This window comes from Viridibacillus sp. d25.2, assembly GCF_055456015.2.
Genome location: NZ_CM196652.1, coordinates 1,908,979 through 1,926,456, shown reverse-complemented (window position 1 = coordinate 1,926,456; position 17,478 = coordinate 1,908,979). Strand labels below are relative to the sequence as shown.

The following is a 17,478-nucleotide window of genomic DNA, read 5'->3' as shown; positions in this document are numbered from 1 at the left end:
ATTGAAAACATATATGTGTCATTAGACAATTCGTATATTGGCTAATGAACCACCAGTTAGGATAAGCTCCATATCTAAATTTGACATTACCTTTATACTAACTCATTTCTTTTAGCCCTCTTATTTTTAATGAACAATATAGTTGTACATACTAAACCGCCAACTAGACATTGAACTATACTGCTCATATATAAAAGTCCCCCTACCCCTTCCATAATAAAATCTTTTGGATAGTATGGGCCCCAATCTCGCATTGTAAATCCAAGGTCCCAAAAGAAAATAGCAAGTCCAATTCCACAACCTATTAAAATGAAAAGAAAATTTTTGAAATAATTTGCTCTTCCCCTTTCAGATTCTATTTTATAGTTTGTAATGAGTAAAACTATCGGCGTAAATAATATAATTTCTCCCTGAAATGTCGATAACTCTCTTGCATTTCCTATATTTTTTAACAAAACGACAAATAAATGAATGCATATTATTGGTACTATATTAAGTAATGCTAAAATTTTATATCCCACCATGTTCTCCTAACTAAATTAATGAATAAATAAACGCTAGATTATGCTGTTGCCAGCGTTGTTTTTTATTTCTATTAATATTAAATAGTTGTTAACTTCTTGTCCCATTTTTTAAAATAAAACTTTATATCATACATTTGTCCCTATATCTCAGATTCGGAACGGTATTAATAGATTCTATTTTCTGGGCTATTTAATCATCTCACCCACCAATAAAACAAAACGCCCCTTTAAGTGTATTATTACACTTTTATTATATAATGTTATTAATGAAAACACTATATATAATTTCATTTTTATAAACAAGATTGTCGTACTCATCATTTTTTTCTTAAAATAAAAAAATCCCCTAGAGTAGACAAGGGCACTGAAAAAGTCCATAAAATAAATTTTAGCCATGGCGGAACGATTAATCGTTTCTGGCCATGGCTTTTTCTTCGAAGCCGTTAATTTCCGTTCCGGCGGACGCTTTCCTGGGGGCGAACCTTGAGCCTCCTCGTCGCTAACGCTCCTGCGGGGTCTCAAAATGTTCGCTGGTTCCCCGAGGAGTCGCCGCCTGCACTCCAATCAACTAGTTTATCTTTTTTTCGAGTTTTTCATTCTTTCCGATTCTTACCTAACTCTTATAATGAAAGGACTAAGCGAGAACGAATAAATAAGACATATGTAAATATCAAACACAAACGTATTACTTTGACATAGAAAATGTAAGGTCAGTCCATTACAAGATGCTATTATAAAGACAGTGCCAAAAGCAAAACGTATTCCGTTTCAATAAAATCAACCGAACATGAAGAGCAAGCAGCTTTTCAAGAAACGGAAAATTTAAAGACTTCGTGAAAAAGCGCAATTAAATTGAAGAGAAGAATAGTGAGTTAAAATCTGCGTGCTACAATACGGCAAAATCGGCGGGTTTATTTGGCCTGGAATTCCAAGGAGCTACAACAACATTTGTGGTGAATTTGAAACGTATCTTGAAGCTATTAAATGAAGAATAAGAGAAATACAAAAAAACACCGGCACTTTCTGTTCAAAATCGGACAAAAAGTGTCGGTGTATGGTCACCAAATTCTTTAAACTCAGGAAAATAATTTTTGTGAATCTAGTATAGTCCTTATAATTGATCAATTATCGATTATTTAACCAGATTTTTTCATTAAACTTGGTTTCGAAAATATAAATATAATAGTTCCAATTAAGAGAAGCAATATACACTTGATTATCTCTTGTAACTCTACAGATGCAGTCATTTGTATACCATCACTCAAGTAAAATACATTAAGCATACCATGAAAAATCGCAACCGGAATAATAGATTTCCCTTTTTCTCTTACAAGCGTAAGGATGCAAGAAAGTGTAAACATTAGTATAAGGTAATTGGGAATTGCTATTAGTAAGTTAGTATAAGGTTTATAGAAAAGTGCAATGGGTAAATGCCATAATGACCAAACGGCACCTTGTATACTTGCAGTTTTCAACAGAGTATAATTTTGACCCAAATAATAGTGATAATTGCCACGCCAAATAATTTCTTCAAGCAAAGCGGAAAAGCTACTAATAGTTAATGCGATAATTATTAAAGGTAGAAGTTCCTTATATTCAATGAATAGAAAATGTTCTTGATAAATAGAGAAAAAAAATTGCTGTAACCCTAAAGCTAATAATATCGGTAAAAAAATGGCTATTAAAATTGAGGTATTTTTGGGTTTAAATATCGCAAAAGTATGTCTTATCTTCATTTTTTTAATTAGTAATTGAAATAATATTACCGATAGCAAAGGTATTAACATCGTTAACCCTAAAAAATCACGTGCATTTACAAATTGGAGTAATATAATATGTACAATTATCGTTATTGCATAGATCCATACAGTAGTATAAATTATAACCGAGTTTTTGATAAAATTACCTCCAGTCATTCAATCTACCCTCACTGAAATTATATGCAAATCTCTACTTTTAGAACATTCATTGATTCTATTCTCATGTAAAGATAATTGAAATAGTAACAACAGCTATTATTAAACTAATTAAAAAAATGACTATTTTAAAACGAATATGTTTAAAATACTTTACTCATTTATAATGCCAGTTATCAGTAAAATACAAGCAAATAAAAGTGAGAAGACAACCTTTGTTGATAAATTTACCGGAATAACAATTGGTTCATCCGCCACAGCTAATAATCCAATAAAAATTACTAAAATTGCTAAAGTTAAATAAATTAGTAGAGCATATATCGATGTTAAGAATTTTCTCATTTTATTATCCTTTTTTTTTCATAACTTATGATTGGAAATTGCAATTGCTATTTTTCTTGTTTAACAAATGCTGAATAATAGATTCACTTCAGTTTATCATATTCATTTCCCTAACCTTGTAGAATTACACCTACATATAAAATTCACTAAATACTCTTATTCTTGAAACCATCCAATTTGTAATATATTGGTTAAAAGGGTTAATATAGATATTAGGAGGTGGACTTAGAATGAAGTTTGATCTAAATCAACGAGTAATATACAAAGGACAACGAGCTATTATTTGGGACTACAGTGTTAGAAAGAATACGTATTCCATTAAGCCTTTTGATGATGGTGATATGTTACTTACCGACATTCCAGAAGACTCTATTAAACCTATTGATCAATATGGTATGGCGGAATCTGCCCAAAGACTAGCAACCTCACTTAGTAATGCTGTCCGTTTTCAAAGTGGTTCAGATGAATCGCTGGAATTGAGCAACTGTATGGTTGAACTTTATAAAAACGGTCTCTTAATAGAATCTGCTTTTTTTGATTATTTCATTAAAGAAGTTAAAAATCAGGAAGAAAATTTGAAAATATAATATTCGAGAGTACTTATTTCCAGAAGAGCAGAACGAGAACAAAAGTACTGCTCTTCTTTTTATGGTTGATATAACTTAGATAAACGATTTTTTAATAGTATGCTAGCTCAATACTTCAGAAGGGGTACTTACAGAGCGCCTAACCATAGAATGGGGGTATTTGTTATTTCGCAGATCCTTACGCCCCCTGGCAGGTGAATCAAAAGAGACCAGTATAACCGACAAGCGGTTACCTGGTCTTTATTATTTTTTCGATTTATTCAACTAACCTCCCTCGTTATCTGTGAAATTTTATTTTAATTTCAAAAACTTCACAACAGAACTATATTATAGATTCAATTAAATTTAGCTTTTATGATAGAAGCATCAACTAGTATATAATTGCTATTTCCATTTTTAGCGTATGAAATACCATTAACTTTATAGGTCGTATTTCTCGGCAACAACATCCCCATTTCCCATGGGGATGGGCTTAACGGAGCAAGATATGCTCCATGATTTCCCTTAGGTACCTTTAGACGAATCAAAATAGGTCGTCCACTAAAGCTTTCTGAAGCATCTTTAAGAATAGATGTACTCATATACGTATAATCTGTTTGATATTTCCCTAATAATTTATTTTTAAATTTAGAAAATTCTTGTTTATTCAGTTTATTATCTTTTATGAGCGTACCTTTCTCTAAGCCAAACGCACTTTCATTACTCCTACGATATACCACTATGTTATCAGGTACACTGGACACACTAAAAGCTCGATCTAAACGCTTTATTTTTTTTTCCATTTTAATATCTTTTCCTGATAATTGACCTTTAATCTCCTGAAGATAAGCATTTAAATGAAAATAGCCTAGATCCGTATATGACACGAACTCTTTTTTCTCTGCACTACTAACGTTTGGAATCCACTTATTATAGAATTTGTTTCCCCAAGCAGTAGCAAGAGGTTTATCGGCCGAACGATTAAAATCTAAGACCTTTTGGATATTTTTTTGTACTACAGGTTTTGTAGCCGCTTGAACTGTTGAATCTAAAATTACTGTACTTCCAGTAACCATTGTACCGAGTGCTAGGATAACTGGTAAAATTTTTTTCTTGATTTTCATATACATTCTCCTTATTTTTAAACTTAAGAGCAGTAAAATTTCTTAAGTTGATGGATAGGGCCTGTGTGGCAGCCGAACCAACCAGGTTATATTAGTGGATTCCTACAGCAGTGTATGCAGCTTGTACAGCTTTGACTTCTTTTGAATTCTGTCCATATAGTTGTGCTGCCGCCTTTTCTAAGGCTACACGTGCGTCTTTAAAATTCGTATCTTCCTTGAAGAATTCTGTGGCTGCAAGATAGTAAATCTTTCCTGTCTTTTCCTGCCCAATGTCTTGGACATGAGTACCGTAATGAGTTCCCCCTTCGGAGAGTAAATACGAAGCTTTGTTTATAATACTACTATTAAAATGAACGCCACCATGATCTTCGATACCTTTGTATAATTTAGAATAATGGTCCGGGTATTGAGTATGTTGTTTTCCTTCATAATCAATCAAATATTCTTTACGTAAAGCATTAAGTAAAGGTACAGAGCTTGGATCTTTCATGGAGCGGCTAACCGACTTCCCATCTACATATACATCTTCTGATAGAGTCCAATTCGGTTTTCTTTTGCTCTTAGATTTTTTGTAATAATCATATTCGATGAGTGTACCAAATAAATCGGCAACTCCTTCATTTAAGGCACCAGGTTCATCTTGATATTTTAAGTTAGAGGTATTCTGGATGATACCATGCGTAAATTCATGTCCCACTAAATCTAAAGAGCTTGAAAATCCTCGTGTCTCAATGCCATTATCCTTATTCCCATTTCCAAAAATCATTTCACCTGAGCCCCCTGCAGCATCAGCGAAATCTCCCATACGCACATATAAGTATATTGTTCCTCCTTTCCCATTATAAGAATTTCTTCCGTGTTTTTCTTTAAAATAATCATACACGACTCCCATATAGTGATGTGCATCTACTGCAATCGCATCTTTTGTATCAAAAAATTTATTATCAGCATCACGCCATATGATAGGGGCAGTATCATCACGATTCTGTCCATCCATGGTTATAATCTTTGCTCCACGTGTTGTATCTTGTAAATAATACTGATTGTTGGCTTGTGTAATAGAAAGTTCTCTTATATCTCCTAACCCCCCTTTTCCCTTTCCCTTTGCTGGTTTACCCACCACTTCTTTCACCTGACGAATTTGCTCCTGATTCTGAGGAGAATTTGCATGTGTACTCTCTGCCATTACTTCTCCCAAAGGTGTTCCTAGGATACCCACAGTCATTGTGAGTGCTAATGTTTTTTTAAACAAATTCAACACATCCTTTTCAAAATACTACCCTTCACGAACTTTTATTAGAAAAAACCGACATCCTTATACTTATTCAAAAATCCATATAGAGTATACAACTCATTATAGATACTATTTATTAAATAAAACGAAAGATAAAATAAAGATTGTATAAAGATTCCAATGGATCGGAATAGTGTGCTATTAGCAGAATGAAACTAGAAACTTTCCATTTGAACTGTACCCTTTTTTGCACTAGAACCTTGTACCCCCTAATACACTCATTGCGATTTTGGTTCTGTTGCAAAAATGAAACGAAAATTAAAGGCCAGAGCTTCCTACTGGAAACCGGTTTTAAGAGGCGGGACTGAAAAGGGTATGAATGCTGTATCTGATTTTGGACAGACTTCTCTCCTTGGAGAGTCTGTACTTTTTTGATTATATGCATTGCTTCAATGGGACTGACCCCAAAAGTATAGACAAATAAAAAAAGCATCTTCGTATCAGTGAAGCAACAGCAGGGCGACTTATTGGTGAATTAGGTGACATTTATCGATTTAAGAATCACAAACAGTTAAATGCCTATGTAGGAATTGATATTATGCGTTATCAATCGGGCAACACGTTTTACAGAGACAAAATTAACAAAAGAGGAAACAATAAGCTACGAAAAATTCTGTTTTATATGGTTCAAACGATGATTACACTTCGCCAAAAGACAAAGAACCATCTTGTGGAGTATTACGACAAATTAAAAACGCAACCTCAGAGGAAACCTCATAAAGTTGCGTCCATAGCGTGTATGAATAAGTTCTTGAAAGTGGCATTTCACCTTATTACACACGAAATAACCTATGACTACGAAACAGCATCAACCTATTCGTAATCGGTTACATTAACCATATCATATTTGGACCTTGCGAAAAAACGATATTTCGTTAGGGTCTTTTTGATATGCACAATTTTGATTTAGGTGGTAGGGGTACCCCTACCACCTAAATCAAAATCATCTATTCTAATAAAATTCTTTCAAAAGTACTTGACTGGAGGTAAGAAAGAGCTGTCTGGACAGCTCAACAGTTTGTACTAACGGGGCTTTAGTACAATAAGTACTACAAAAAGAGCGTAATCCTTCTTGGATTAACGCACCCGTTCGTAAAAATTAGCATATTAGATTTCTAGACTACTTTTTTTCCAATCCAATGAGCAAGCAAAGCAACTGGGATAATTAAGAGACAAAAAGGTAAGCATAGAGAAATAATTTCCCATGTAATTACTTTATTCACTAATAATGTACGATATAAAATTAAACTGTATGGAATGATAACAATCAACGAAGTAAATGCACCCGGCGTAACGGAACGAAGAATGATAGATTGACCAATATGAGTAAAAGAGTGTAGAAAAAAAACCAATGTAATAATGGTGAAAATATAAATATTACCAAGTAATCCTTGAATCACATATTGATTTGCCATAACGGTTGAACTACTTACGAATAGAAATAAAACTAATACGGCAACTGCAAACTGGGCTGTTGACATAGAAAATTGTTTAATGACTCTATCTGCAATTCTTTCCGGCAATATGTCGTATATCATAGTTGAATTTCTCTTCATCCACCTCTCAACCATAATAATTTCTTCAAAATCATGAAGGATAAACATAATTGGAAATAACCAGATAAGTGTTTGAACATCAAGCCACTGTTCCATAATCCCCTTCCTTTCCATTAAACTTCTCTTATTTTCTTTTTAATTTACTTGGCGTTTCTTACTTTCTCTCGTAAATCTAACCGTTTCTTAAGGAAAGGGTGATTTATTCCGTTAAATGGCCCGATTGTTGAACACAAGTTAGTTCAAGAAAATTATTATGATAAAGTCTATTCGTTAAACTTTAAGTAAGACTTTCCCTTCATAATTACGACTTTCAATTAATTTATGTGCTTCTGCTGCATCGCTTAAATTAAATACTTGTGCTATCGGAAGGGTAATCTGTTTTGACTCAAATAGTTCTATAACTTTTTTTGCAAAAGGTGCTAATCGTACTGGATCATGTTTTCTCGTTGTGCCTAAGCTAAATCCTTTAACATTTCTACAGCTACTATGAACATCACTTGTTTTAAAAGTACCAGCTTGACCACTACTATTACCAAATTGAACAAGTGTGCCATATAAAACTAAGCAATCTAAACTATTTCTTGTAACATCACCAGCAACTGAATCAAAGATAATATTTGCACCTTGATTATTTGTTTGCTTTAAAACTTCCTCTGTAAATGTATCATAAGTACATACAACATCAGCCCCTAGTTTCTTTACATAATTTTCTTTATCTATCTTGCCAACAGTTCCAATAATTTTTTTTACTCCAAATAATTTCGCTAATTGAACAAGCATCGAACCAACTCCACCAGCAGCACTATGTATAACAATGGTATCTGTTTTTTGTATTTGTCCAATTTCATGTAAGAGCATATAAGATAAGATTGCTACTGTTGGCATTGCTGCAGCCTGCTCAAATGATAGACTGTCTGGAATTTTAAAAACTAATTTTTCATTTGCGATGACATATTCTGCATAAGAACCCCCTTTAGGAAAAGCAATCACACGATCTCCTATTGAAAAAGGCGAATCTAAGGCAGCTTTTTCAATTGTCCCTGCAGCATCTAAGCCTAATATTAAAGGAAAAATTCCTTTTCCTTTATTTCCAATGCGTGTTTTAATATCTGCATAATTCACACTCATAAACGCTGCTTTAATTAAACATTCTTTATCTCCCATTTTGGGTATTTCAATATCCGAGTATGTAAGTACACTTGCATCGCCAAATTCCCTTTGGATTACAGCTTTCATTTTTAAAACTCCCTTCCATACTTTTATTCTAAATTTTACCATTATATATTTATAATGAAAATTGAATAATATTATGAAGTTCCATAAGATTTTCTAATCTGTTCCTTCTTCGACTAAACTGCGCCGTTAGTACAATACGTTCAACAAAAAAAGCGTTAATCCTTCTTGGATCAACGCACCCGCTAGTTTAAGAGTAAAATTAATAAAAGATAATCTAACCTTTTATCAATTTAATAATTCGTTTCGTTTCCGATTTTTAGGAATAACTCCGAATTTAGCAATTAAAAGAATCAGTAAAAAAGCAAAACAACTAAAACCAGTATTATAACTTGTAAGTAAATTTAACTTGATAATTTGCATCGTAACTAAAACATTTAATATATATGAAACGAGAAAACCCAAAAATGAAACACACGTTAAATAATTGCCGAATAACAACTTTCTGTAATTAGATACATCTGGTCTATTAGTTTTTTGGATAGTCAAGGTATGTTGAACTTGTCTAACTAAACCATATGCGAAACCGATAATTAATAACATAATTACTACATAACCAATTACGTCAACCATCTATTCACCTCTCCTATATTCCAATTATACACCAGTTACCTTTATAAAGATTTTTCTTAAACACAGCTCCAAGATCTTCTAAAGCACACCGTTAGTTTAATAGGGTATATGGAATTATTAGAATATATAATAGATATATTTAACATAAGGTTCATCTTCAAAAACATAGCCATCGCTTAATTCTGGCTCAGGATCGCCGATATATTGCAACATTAAAGTTACAAATCCCTCATCTGCTCACCTTAACGAAGTTGGTATTATTCCTCATCATTTTTTACAAATATGCCATAAATTCCAATCTTATATTGCTCACTTTCCCATCCCCTTTAACATTAATAAAATCTCTTCTATCACAATATCAGGCTCGTCATGATGTATATAATGTCCACTGTGACTAGCAATCCGGAACTTACTTGACGTTGAAAGCAATTGGAATTCTGCTTGTAGACTTTGTTCAATTTCTAATATTTCTTGAGAGGGCCATCCGCCTTCACCATTATCGGGTAAACCTCTTGTAATAATTGAGAGAGGGATGTCACTTTGTCTTGAATGTTCAACAATTTGCTTATAACTCTGTATTTTATCAATCTTCTCACTATTCAACATAGGATTCTCGAAATATTCCCTATTTCCTGCAAGTAGATTTTCTGGTAGAGCCTTTTCATAGGCAAGTTCTTTATATTCCGGTGCAGCGTCAACCAAAACCAAACCACAGATATCCAGCGGATAAAGACTGGTATACAATCTGGCGACCAACCCTCCAAAAGAATGTCCTACCAATATATAAGGCTTCTCCACATCAAGCTCTTGCAACAATTCGGAGAGCTCCTCGACAAGATCACAGCAAGTCCGCGGGAATGCTACGTCTTGACTCCTGCCAATACCCGCCCTGTCATAGGACAAGGTTGACGTTTCATCCGATATTCGGTCTTGGATCTTTTTCCATGTTTCATGGCTATCACCTAACCCTGCAATAAAGATTACGCTTGGTGTATTTTTACGTTGATATTTATTGAACAGTCTACGACTTTCATTGAAATCGAGTATCTTTTTATGTTGTATAGTCACTTTTAATCACCCAATTAAATTATATTCTTTACATTATTATTTCCACAATAAAAAGAGCAGTCTATCCAGCTCAGTAATCTTTTACTATGGCCCCGTTTACGTTTTACAGAGACAAAATTAACAAAAGAAGGAACAATAAACTACGAAAAAAATTTTTTTATATGATTCAAACGATGATTACACTTCGCCAAAAGACCTTCACAATCTCATAATTACATAAGCTCTTTCAACTGTTTCATTACCGAATGGACGGTTAATCTGTGAAATGAGATAAGTTTCCGCTTGAAAACGACTGAAAATATTCCATAAGGAGTTGGGGATAACTCCATTAGTTCTTTTCTGTTTTTTAAATCAATGATTTTGACATCTACACCCAATTTATTTGCACCCATAATTATATTTTCAGTTGCGACTTCTACGTAAGGACATTGAAAGGAGCGTAGTATAGTAAGGTTTTCGAATTTATTAATTCTTTCATCCCAATTCGTAGGAAAGACAGGTAGTAATGTGCTATTTTCAAACTGACAAACAAGTAATTCAAAATTATAAGGTGCTGTATCTACCAATTTAAATTGATTCTTTAAAAAGATATCCTTACTTGGTGTCCAAGAAGTTTCAGGATTTGTAACCACTACTACACCTCGCTTAGAATTGCTTTTTGCATCTTGAAGACATTTATTAATCAGTTTAGTCCCGTATCCTTTTCCAGTTTGACTCACCCATAGACAATGGATTACCAAATAATTATTAGCGTGGACCACCCTAGAGGAAAACTCAGCATCAGTATATTCAATAAAACCTACTTGTTTTTTATTTTCTATTAATTGAATATACTTTAAACCTTTCTCGAAACTTTCGTTTAGCCACTTATTTTTATTTATGTATCCTAGTGATTTTTTTTTACTTCTAAGACAAAAACTCCCCCTTCCTTCGAGAATTTTGGTATCTAGCTCAACCATTTGAAAATCTTCCAAAGAAATCCCTCCTTTTCTCTAAATAACTACTTCTATTTGTTTTATTATTTCTCCTATAATTATTTCCTTCTTCCAATATACCGCTCCCTTAGTTGAAAAAGTTAATGACTATACTACTTATTAGATAAAAGGAAAACCGTGTTCAGTCATTGAAAATCCACACATTAAATTCCTCATTTTGTTCTTGTAAATCCCATCCTGATTTATAATAATAATCATTAAAATAGGAATCAGTCGGACATAGGGAAACGATAGGTAAATCATTTATCGTTTTTAACATCTTTTTTAATAGCCCTTGACCGCGATAAATTTCACTAATCGCAAATTGGTATAAAGATATTTTGTCTTGTGTTTTTTTTCTGTAAAACCTAAAAGCCCCTACTACTTGACCTTCTACTGTTGCCACTATCATTTGCTTTCTTCTTATGGCTGCTTTAATTCCAAGAGGACATAAAAACTCTTCAGAATAAACTGCACTGTTATTGCGGTCTATATTTTCGTAGAAGAACGACACAACTTCAGTTATATGAGTTGGATTTGCTAAGGTTATCTGCATATTACCCCCTAAGAAGACAAAAGAGATTTATATATTTCTCCTATAATACCTTCCATTTGATGAACACCCAATTCTGTATTCGTCATTATGACCGCACCTTTCTCTAAATATGGAAATGCCACCATTATACATTGAAAACCAACTCCCCAGCCGAGTGATGTAATTTCTAGTTCTTTTTCAGACCCTTCAAGAAAAACACCTAATCCAGTCCAACTTTTACCTCTTTGTGGAGTTATCATTTCTTTTGCTAAACTCCCCGTAATGCCAACCTTACTTTCTCCTTTTACAGCATTCACTAACTCAAGAACTAATTCAGCTAAATCCAGAGAAGTTGTCCATAATCCAGAAGCCGCTGGATAAGGATATATAGGATATTTTCCAACTACTAATTCACCGTTTTTATTGTGACCACAACAAAAATTTTGTTTATCCATTTCCAACATTGTTGTATTGAATTGGCTATTTGTTATTCCTAATGGTTCAAATATTTGCTCCTTCATAACTTGATGAAACGGTTTTTCAGTAACATCTTCTATCAGTTGCTGAATGATACAAAAACCTGCATCCGAATAATGGAATTCACTTTCTGGTTCACACTTCACGTCAATTGGAGCCTTACAATAAGGAGTTTGCCCCTCTAACAATTCAACCATCGAAGGCGCTCCTATTTTCGAATTCAGTTCAGGAAAACTACCTTCAGGGTCTTTAATTCCAGATTGATGACTTAGTAAGTTCCTCAATGTCACTTTTTTATTTTTAGTAAAATCATTTTCTGGTACTTTCCACGATACAAGACTTTTATTCACATCATCATCTAGCTTAAGAAGTCCTTCCACTACTAGCTTCATAGCAAGTATTCCTGTTAAGAACTTACTAATTGAACACGCACTAAAAATAGAATCTTCATTTATAATTCTATTGCTTTCCGCTTCTAATAAGCCGTAATTTTCTGTTCTACTCATTTCACCGCCCTCAAGCAAAGTGATACTTAAACCTTGGACATTATAATGTTTCATTCGTTCTTCAATGTTAATGTTCTGTATTTTCATAATTATCACCCTTGTCAGTATTATCAACCGAATTATAACACAAACATACGTTCTTTTGTATGTATTTGTAAAATAAATTCATCTTCAACTAACCTGCCCGTTTAGTTAAATAAGAAAAGAGCCATCTGATCAGCTTTATGATCTTCTACTAAAGCACCCTGATAGCTGATTAAGCAAATTAGTATTTCAGATCACTTAGAATAATTACGCTTGCAGTTGATTTAAAATCAGTTTCAATACATCATTTTGTGACATATCATCTGTTAGATGAACTAAAGAATCCCATTAACATTAACCTCTGTTTCATAAGAAAGTGTTTTTCTCGCAAAAATATTTTATGGTATGATGTTTATCTATGTGACAAATTTACATTCATCTAAGAAAAGAGGTACTTATGCACCCAACAAAATTAACCAAGCGACATTGGTTGCTCATCTTAACACTTTCTTTATTAACATTTGTTCTCGGAACAAGCGAATTTGTTATCGTCGGAATCTTAACCGATATTTCCTCGAGCCTTCATATAACAAATGCAAAAGCAGGCACACTCGTTTCTGCGTTTGCAATTACGTTTGCCATCTCCACACCACTAGTGATGTCAGCAACAAGTCATTTTCCAAAGCGTAAGTGGATGTTGTTTTTGATAGGATCTTTTATCGTTCTAAATGCTTTGTGTGTAATCTCGACGAGCTACATCATGCTCCTTGTACTTCGATCTCTGACAGCGATTGTAACAGGAGTATTAATCTCTCTAGCCATGATTGTTGCAAGTGAAACCATGCCGATTAAAAAGCGCGGACTTGCTATATCTTTCGTTTTCGGTGGTTTCACACTTGCAAATGTCGTTGGAGTGCCAATTGGTATTGTCATCGCCGAATCGTACGGTTGGAATGCTACTTTCATGTTAACTACTTTCCTAGGAGGATTAGCTTTTTTGGCATCCTTTCTTGTCTTGCCTAATAGACTCAGCCAAATACGCAGTTCAATACGAGATCAGTTTTCTTTAATAACCAATCCAAGAATTTTGATGGCTTTTTTCATTCCTGCTCTCGGATTTGGCGCAACTTATGCCGTTTTTACGTACCTTGTTCCTATCTTGAAGGGAATGGAAGTACCAAATCATTCAATTAGTTTAGTCTTATTTGGTTACGGATTTATCTCGATTTTCAGCAATATCCTTGCCGGTAAAATTGCCAGCCACAATGCCATCGGTCGCCTTCGGTTTGTTTTTCTCATGCAGGCAGTTGTTCTGACAAGTTTATTTTGGACTACAAATCATTTTATTTTAGGACTGGCAAACATTGGATTGATGTCATTAATGGCCATCCTCTTAACAACATCTACTCAGCTTTATTTAATAGACCTCGCTGGAATTTATCAGCCAAAAGCAACAGGACTCGCTGCTTCACTTATGCCAGTTGCAAGCAACGTAGGTATCGCTTTTGGTTCTGCATTAGGCGGAATTGTATACCATCAAGGGAATTTATTGAATGTAACATGGGTTGGTGGGATAGTTGCAGTCTGTGCTAGTCTCCTAACTTTCTTTAGTCATCTTTTAGATCAAAAACAAAAGAAAGCAGCATAAAAGGGAAGCAACAAACGCTTGGAATGCTTCCTATAGCACCTCCAGTGGAACCAAATTTTCCACATTATAATTAATGATATAATCCCTTTATATAAAATTTAAAAAAAGAAGTATCAAGGACCTTTAATTGTTCCTTGATACTTCTTTAATTTACTGCTTACTACGATTCAGTTTCGCTTTTTTGTACAAAAAAACCCTCTACCAACAGGAGAGAGCTAAAGCTAAGAACAGCTTGTTTCTAAGTAATACTCATTAACTGAGTGTTTTGATATAAGGAATCAAACTTCTATTTTAAAATTATTCTTCAACTTTTGGACACCTATATAATTTGAGTCTTTTAAAACTTTATGCATGTTTACTACAAGTATCTTCCATAAGAGGATTTGATAAATTACTTATGCTCGTATTTATTTTGTCTACTGTTTGTGGTCCCTGCAATATATGGCCCCCTTATCAATGTGCTATTGACTTGAAAGTGTGCCGAGCCCCTTACCGATAAAGTTTGCTGATACAGGTTTTTTACCTATTTCTCTAGCCCAAACAGATAATTGACCGATATGATGAATTTCATGAGCGATAATATGTCGCATTACTTCACCCCAAGAATCTGTTAAATGGCTACCATCTGCTTGGAAATCGTAAAACAAATTATTTTCCATGCTTTCATCCCAGTTGGTTACAAAGTCCTCTACTTCTTTAGAATATCTAGCATCTAACTCTCGAACCCTACTAAGGTTGTTATAATCATCAAAATTCTCTTGAAAATCCTCCTTCCCTTGTAAAAGGCGTATCCAGCTCCACTCCACATCAACTATATGAAAGAGTGTTTGTAATATACTACCTACTCCTCCAGTATGGTTATGTAGAAGTTCTTCCTCAGTTAACTCTTCGCACCAGCCGTACCATTCTTCTCTTACTAACCAGTTATAGCGAAACAATAATTCCATTGAAATCCCTCCATAATTAAAATTCGGCTAATGCCTCTCTCAAAACTGAAATGATTATCTTCTATGTTCACAAGAAAATCTTTCTACTCCTGGATACTTTTCTCCTAATGAAGTTATCTTAAAGCCTAAGTTCCTGTAAAACTCCACTGCCTCTTTATCAGTTTCGGCAGTAATATAACTTAGTGAATATTTCTCATAGATGAATTTGATCATTTTGCTACCGATTCCCTTACCTCTTTCTTTAGGAGATACTGCAATATGCACTATTTCACAATTATCGGTTTTGAATTCGACACCAATACATCCTACTATTTCTTTTTCATTTTCGTACCCAAACAATTGTTGGTTTTGAGATTCTATATATTTTAAATACGCTTGATCAACTTTTTCGATAGATGTGGCATATGATAACAATTCCCTAATAGAAGGTTGGATGTTTTTTGAAACAATCTCTATGATCAAATTATCACCTCTCTCTATAAATTATTACGATTGTATTTTTTTACTATCTAAAATATTTGGGGCTTTCCTATGTTTTGTCGCTTGTTCAAAGGCATAGGCAAGTTTGATCAATGTTCCTTCATTAAACGATGTACTTGCAAATGTGATGCCGAATGGTCTTCCTGATCCCATGTATCCTGCTGGTACTGCAATTGTTGGATAACCTGCTTTTGCTGAAACAGTAGAGCCTAAATATGATGGAAATAGAACTGCATCTAATTTGTATTTCTTTAATGCATAGCCAATTCCTTGTTGTTCAGAAAAATAGATATCTTCTAATCGTGCAGTTAAATATTCTGGGCTACTTAAGGTATTCGACAGATGTTCACGCTGCTCCAATCTATCTTGGCCATTCTTTAATGCTCGATCTGCATGGTCTTTATTGAACTGTATTAATTCACTAAAAGAGTGTACTGGTTGCTGCGGAGGTAGATTAGATAAATAATTGTCCAAACTATGCTTCAGTTCATATATAAGAACGGCACCGTTTCGTTCTCTATGAAAAGCTGGGATATCAATATCTTTCACTACTGTTGCACCTTGATCATGTATTATTTGAACTGCATTTTCAAATAATTCTCCATCATATTCATCTGAGTTATAAAATCCGTCAGAACCATGTGTAAAGACTCCAATCCTAGCTCCCTTTAGACCATCAACATCTAAATAACTCGTATAATTCTCTATATTTCTTTCAATCATCTTATGTGTAGCTGGGTCTTGCTCGTCTACACCTACCATTGCTTGTAACAGAATCGCTGCATCCTTTACGGTTCTAGCAAAGGGGCCAGCTGTATCCTGTGAATATGTAAATGGAATAATTCCTTTCCTGCTTATTAGCCCAACAGTTGGTTTAATACCTACAACTGAATTAAGGGTAGCTGGGCTAAGAATTGATCCATCTGTTTCTGTACCTACTGCTAAAACTGAGAAGTTTGCTGCTACAGCTACTGCTGAGCCTGAACTAGAGCCACCTACAAATAGATTAGGGTCACCATATGGATTTAGAACCTGCCCTCCTCTAGCACTATAGCCAGCCCACATTGTTGTTGACATTGCATTCGCAAGTTCCGTCATATTCGCCTTGCCTAAAATAACTGCCCCCGCTGTACGTAGCTTCTCTACTAAAAAAGCATCAGTTGAACTACTGTAATTTTCGAGTGCTAGTGTTCCTGCACTTGTATGCATATAATCATTCGTTTCAATATTGTCCTTTAGAACAACTGGAATTCCGTGCAAAGGTCCCCTTACCCCTTTATGAGTTCTTTCATGATCTAATGCTTCCGCGATGAAAATTGCTTCTGGATTAATTTCAAGCATCGAATTAATCTTGGGTCCACCTTGATCATATTTTGCAATTCGATCAAGGTAATACATCGTTAACTCTTTAGAAGTTACTTCCCCACTTGCCATTGCAGTTTGTATATCATCTATTGTTAATTCTTCTTGATAGAAATCTTTGAACATAATACTCATATATACACCCCTCCAACCACTTTTCCAAACTTACTTTAATTTTACTATATATGTTAATAATGACCTAATAAAAAAATCTTAAAAAGAAAAAATAAGATTAACTTATTCATTCTTTGAAAGATTGAGGATTACTTTTGTAAAAGCAATATATAGAAAACTACTTTTATATTCCCTGCTTTATTATTAGCCCCCCT

The 17,478-nt window shown here is 34.1% G+C and carries 17 protein-coding genes and 2 pseudogenes; 4 read left to right on the top strand and 15 right to left on the bottom strand.

From position 1 onward, the window contains the following. Positions 1-92: 92 nt before the first annotated feature. Positions 93-524, bottom strand: coding sequence for a hypothetical protein (locus ACZLO7_RS09800; RefSeq protein WP_464940366.1), 432 nt, complete (start codon positions 522-524; stop codon positions 93-95). A gap of 671 nt (positions 525-1,195) precedes the next feature. On the opposite strand from ACZLO7_RS09800, the pseudogene ACZLO7_RS09795 reads away from it, so the two are divergent. Continuing rightward, positions 1,196-1,519: pseudogene (locus ACZLO7_RS09795) on the top strand (IS5/IS1182 family transposase); the annotation flags it as partial. A gap of 141 nt (positions 1,520-1,660) precedes the next feature. Here ACZLO7_RS09795 and ACZLO7_RS09790 read toward each other — a convergent pair. Both ACZLO7_RS09790 and ACZLO7_RS09785 read right to left on the bottom strand, forming a co-directional pair. After that, the gene (locus ACZLO7_RS09790; RefSeq protein ID WP_464940365.1) at positions 1,661-2,440 is read right to left on the bottom strand and encodes a CPBP family glutamic-type intramembrane protease; all 780 of its coding nucleotides are present in this window, start codon (positions 2,438-2,440) and stop codon (positions 1,661-1,663) included. A gap of 153 nt (positions 2,441-2,593) precedes the next feature. Then, positions 2,594-2,782, bottom strand: coding sequence for a hypothetical protein (locus tag ACZLO7_RS09785; protein WP_464940364.1), 189 nt, complete (start codon positions 2,780-2,782; stop codon positions 2,594-2,596). 230 nt (positions 2,783-3,012) lie between these two features. Here ACZLO7_RS09785 and ACZLO7_RS09780 point away from each other — a divergent pair, with 230 nt between their 5' ends. Next, the gene (locus ACZLO7_RS09780) at positions 3,013-3,369 is read left to right on the top strand and encodes a hypothetical protein (protein ID WP_464940363.1); all 357 of its coding nucleotides are present in this window, start codon (positions 3,013-3,015) and stop codon (positions 3,367-3,369) included. A 335-nt stretch (positions 3,370-3,704) separates the two neighbouring features. Here ACZLO7_RS09780 and ACZLO7_RS09775 read toward each other — a convergent pair whose 3' ends face one another. Continuing rightward, positions 3,705-4,472, bottom strand: coding sequence for an ADP-ribosyltransferase (locus ACZLO7_RS09775; RefSeq protein ID WP_464940362.1), 768 nt, complete (start codon positions 4,470-4,472; stop codon positions 3,705-3,707). 91 nt (positions 4,473-4,563) lie between these two features. Next, positions 4,564-5,724, bottom strand: coding sequence for a M4 family metallopeptidase (locus ACZLO7_RS09770; protein WP_464940361.1), 1,161 nt, complete (start codon positions 5,722-5,724; stop codon positions 4,564-4,566). A gap of 481 nt (positions 5,725-6,205) precedes the next feature. Between ACZLO7_RS09770 and ACZLO7_RS09765 the strand changes: the two are divergent. Further along, positions 6,206-6,589 (top strand): annotated as a pseudogene (locus ACZLO7_RS09765) (transposase); the annotation flags it as partial. A 292-nt stretch (positions 6,590-6,881) separates the two neighbouring features. Here ACZLO7_RS09765 and ACZLO7_RS09760 read toward each other — a convergent pair. The 7 genes from ACZLO7_RS09760 to ACZLO7_RS09730 all read right to left on the bottom strand — a co-directional run bounded on the left by ACZLO7_RS09760 (position 6,882) and on the right by ACZLO7_RS09730 (position 12,775). After that, positions 6,882-7,418, bottom strand: coding sequence for an HXXEE domain-containing protein (locus ACZLO7_RS09760; protein WP_464940360.1), 537 nt, complete (start codon positions 7,416-7,418; stop codon positions 6,882-6,884). A 174-nt stretch (positions 7,419-7,592) separates the two neighbouring features. After that, a complete protein-coding gene (locus ACZLO7_RS09755; protein ID WP_464940359.1) occupies positions 7,593-8,558 on the bottom strand; it encodes a quinone oxidoreductase family protein in 966 nt (321 codons plus the stop codon). Positions 8,559-8,783: 225 nt separating this feature from the next. Beyond that, on the bottom strand, positions 8,784-9,128 hold the full coding sequence (locus ACZLO7_RS09750; RefSeq protein WP_464940358.1) for a hypothetical protein: 345 nt from the start codon (positions 9,126-9,128) through the stop codon (positions 8,784-8,786). 309 nt (positions 9,129-9,437) lie between these two features. After that, entirely contained in the window at positions 9,438-10,196 is a 759-nt protein-coding gene (locus ACZLO7_RS09745) for an alpha/beta fold hydrolase (protein WP_464940357.1), read from the bottom strand. A 212-nt stretch (positions 10,197-10,408) separates the two neighbouring features. Beyond that, a complete protein-coding gene (locus ACZLO7_RS09740; protein WP_464940356.1) occupies positions 10,409-11,170 on the bottom strand; it encodes a GNAT family N-acetyltransferase in 762 nt (253 codons plus the stop codon). A 142-nt stretch (positions 11,171-11,312) separates the two neighbouring features. After that, a complete protein-coding gene (locus tag ACZLO7_RS09735; RefSeq protein ID WP_464940355.1) occupies positions 11,313-11,726 on the bottom strand; it encodes a GNAT family N-acetyltransferase in 414 nt (137 codons plus the stop codon). 8 nt (positions 11,727-11,734) lie between these two features. Beyond that, entirely contained in the window at positions 11,735-12,775 is a 1,041-nt protein-coding gene (locus ACZLO7_RS09730; protein WP_464940354.1) for a serine hydrolase domain-containing protein, read from the bottom strand. Positions 12,776-13,169: 394 nt separating this feature from the next. On the opposite strand from ACZLO7_RS09730, the gene ACZLO7_RS09725 reads away from it, so the two are divergent. Beyond that, positions 13,170-14,360: an MFS transporter gene (locus tag ACZLO7_RS09725; RefSeq protein ID WP_464940353.1), complete on the top strand. Its 1,191-nt coding sequence runs from the start codon at positions 13,170-13,172 to the stop codon at positions 14,358-14,360. 461 nt (positions 14,361-14,821) lie between these two features. Here ACZLO7_RS09725 and ACZLO7_RS09720 read toward each other — a convergent pair whose 3' ends face one another. The 3 genes from ACZLO7_RS09720 to ACZLO7_RS09710 are packed head-to-tail and all read right to left on the bottom strand — an operon-like array spanning position 14,822 to position 17,284. Then, positions 14,822-15,307, bottom strand: a complete 486-nt coding sequence (locus ACZLO7_RS09720) for a DinB family protein (RefSeq protein ID WP_464940352.1) — start codon at positions 15,305-15,307, stop codon at positions 14,822-14,824. A gap of 54 nt (positions 15,308-15,361) precedes the next feature. After that, positions 15,362-15,769 (bottom strand): GNAT family N-acetyltransferase, encoded by a 408-nt coding sequence (locus ACZLO7_RS09715; protein WP_464940351.1) that lies wholly within the window; start codon positions 15,767-15,769, stop codon positions 15,362-15,364. A gap of 24 nt (positions 15,770-15,793) precedes the next feature. Next, complete coding sequence (locus ACZLO7_RS09710; protein ID WP_464940350.1) at positions 15,794-17,284, bottom strand: amidase family protein; 1,491 nt, start codon at positions 17,282-17,284, stop codon at positions 15,794-15,796. Between the last annotated feature and the right edge of the window lie 194 nt (positions 17,285-17,478).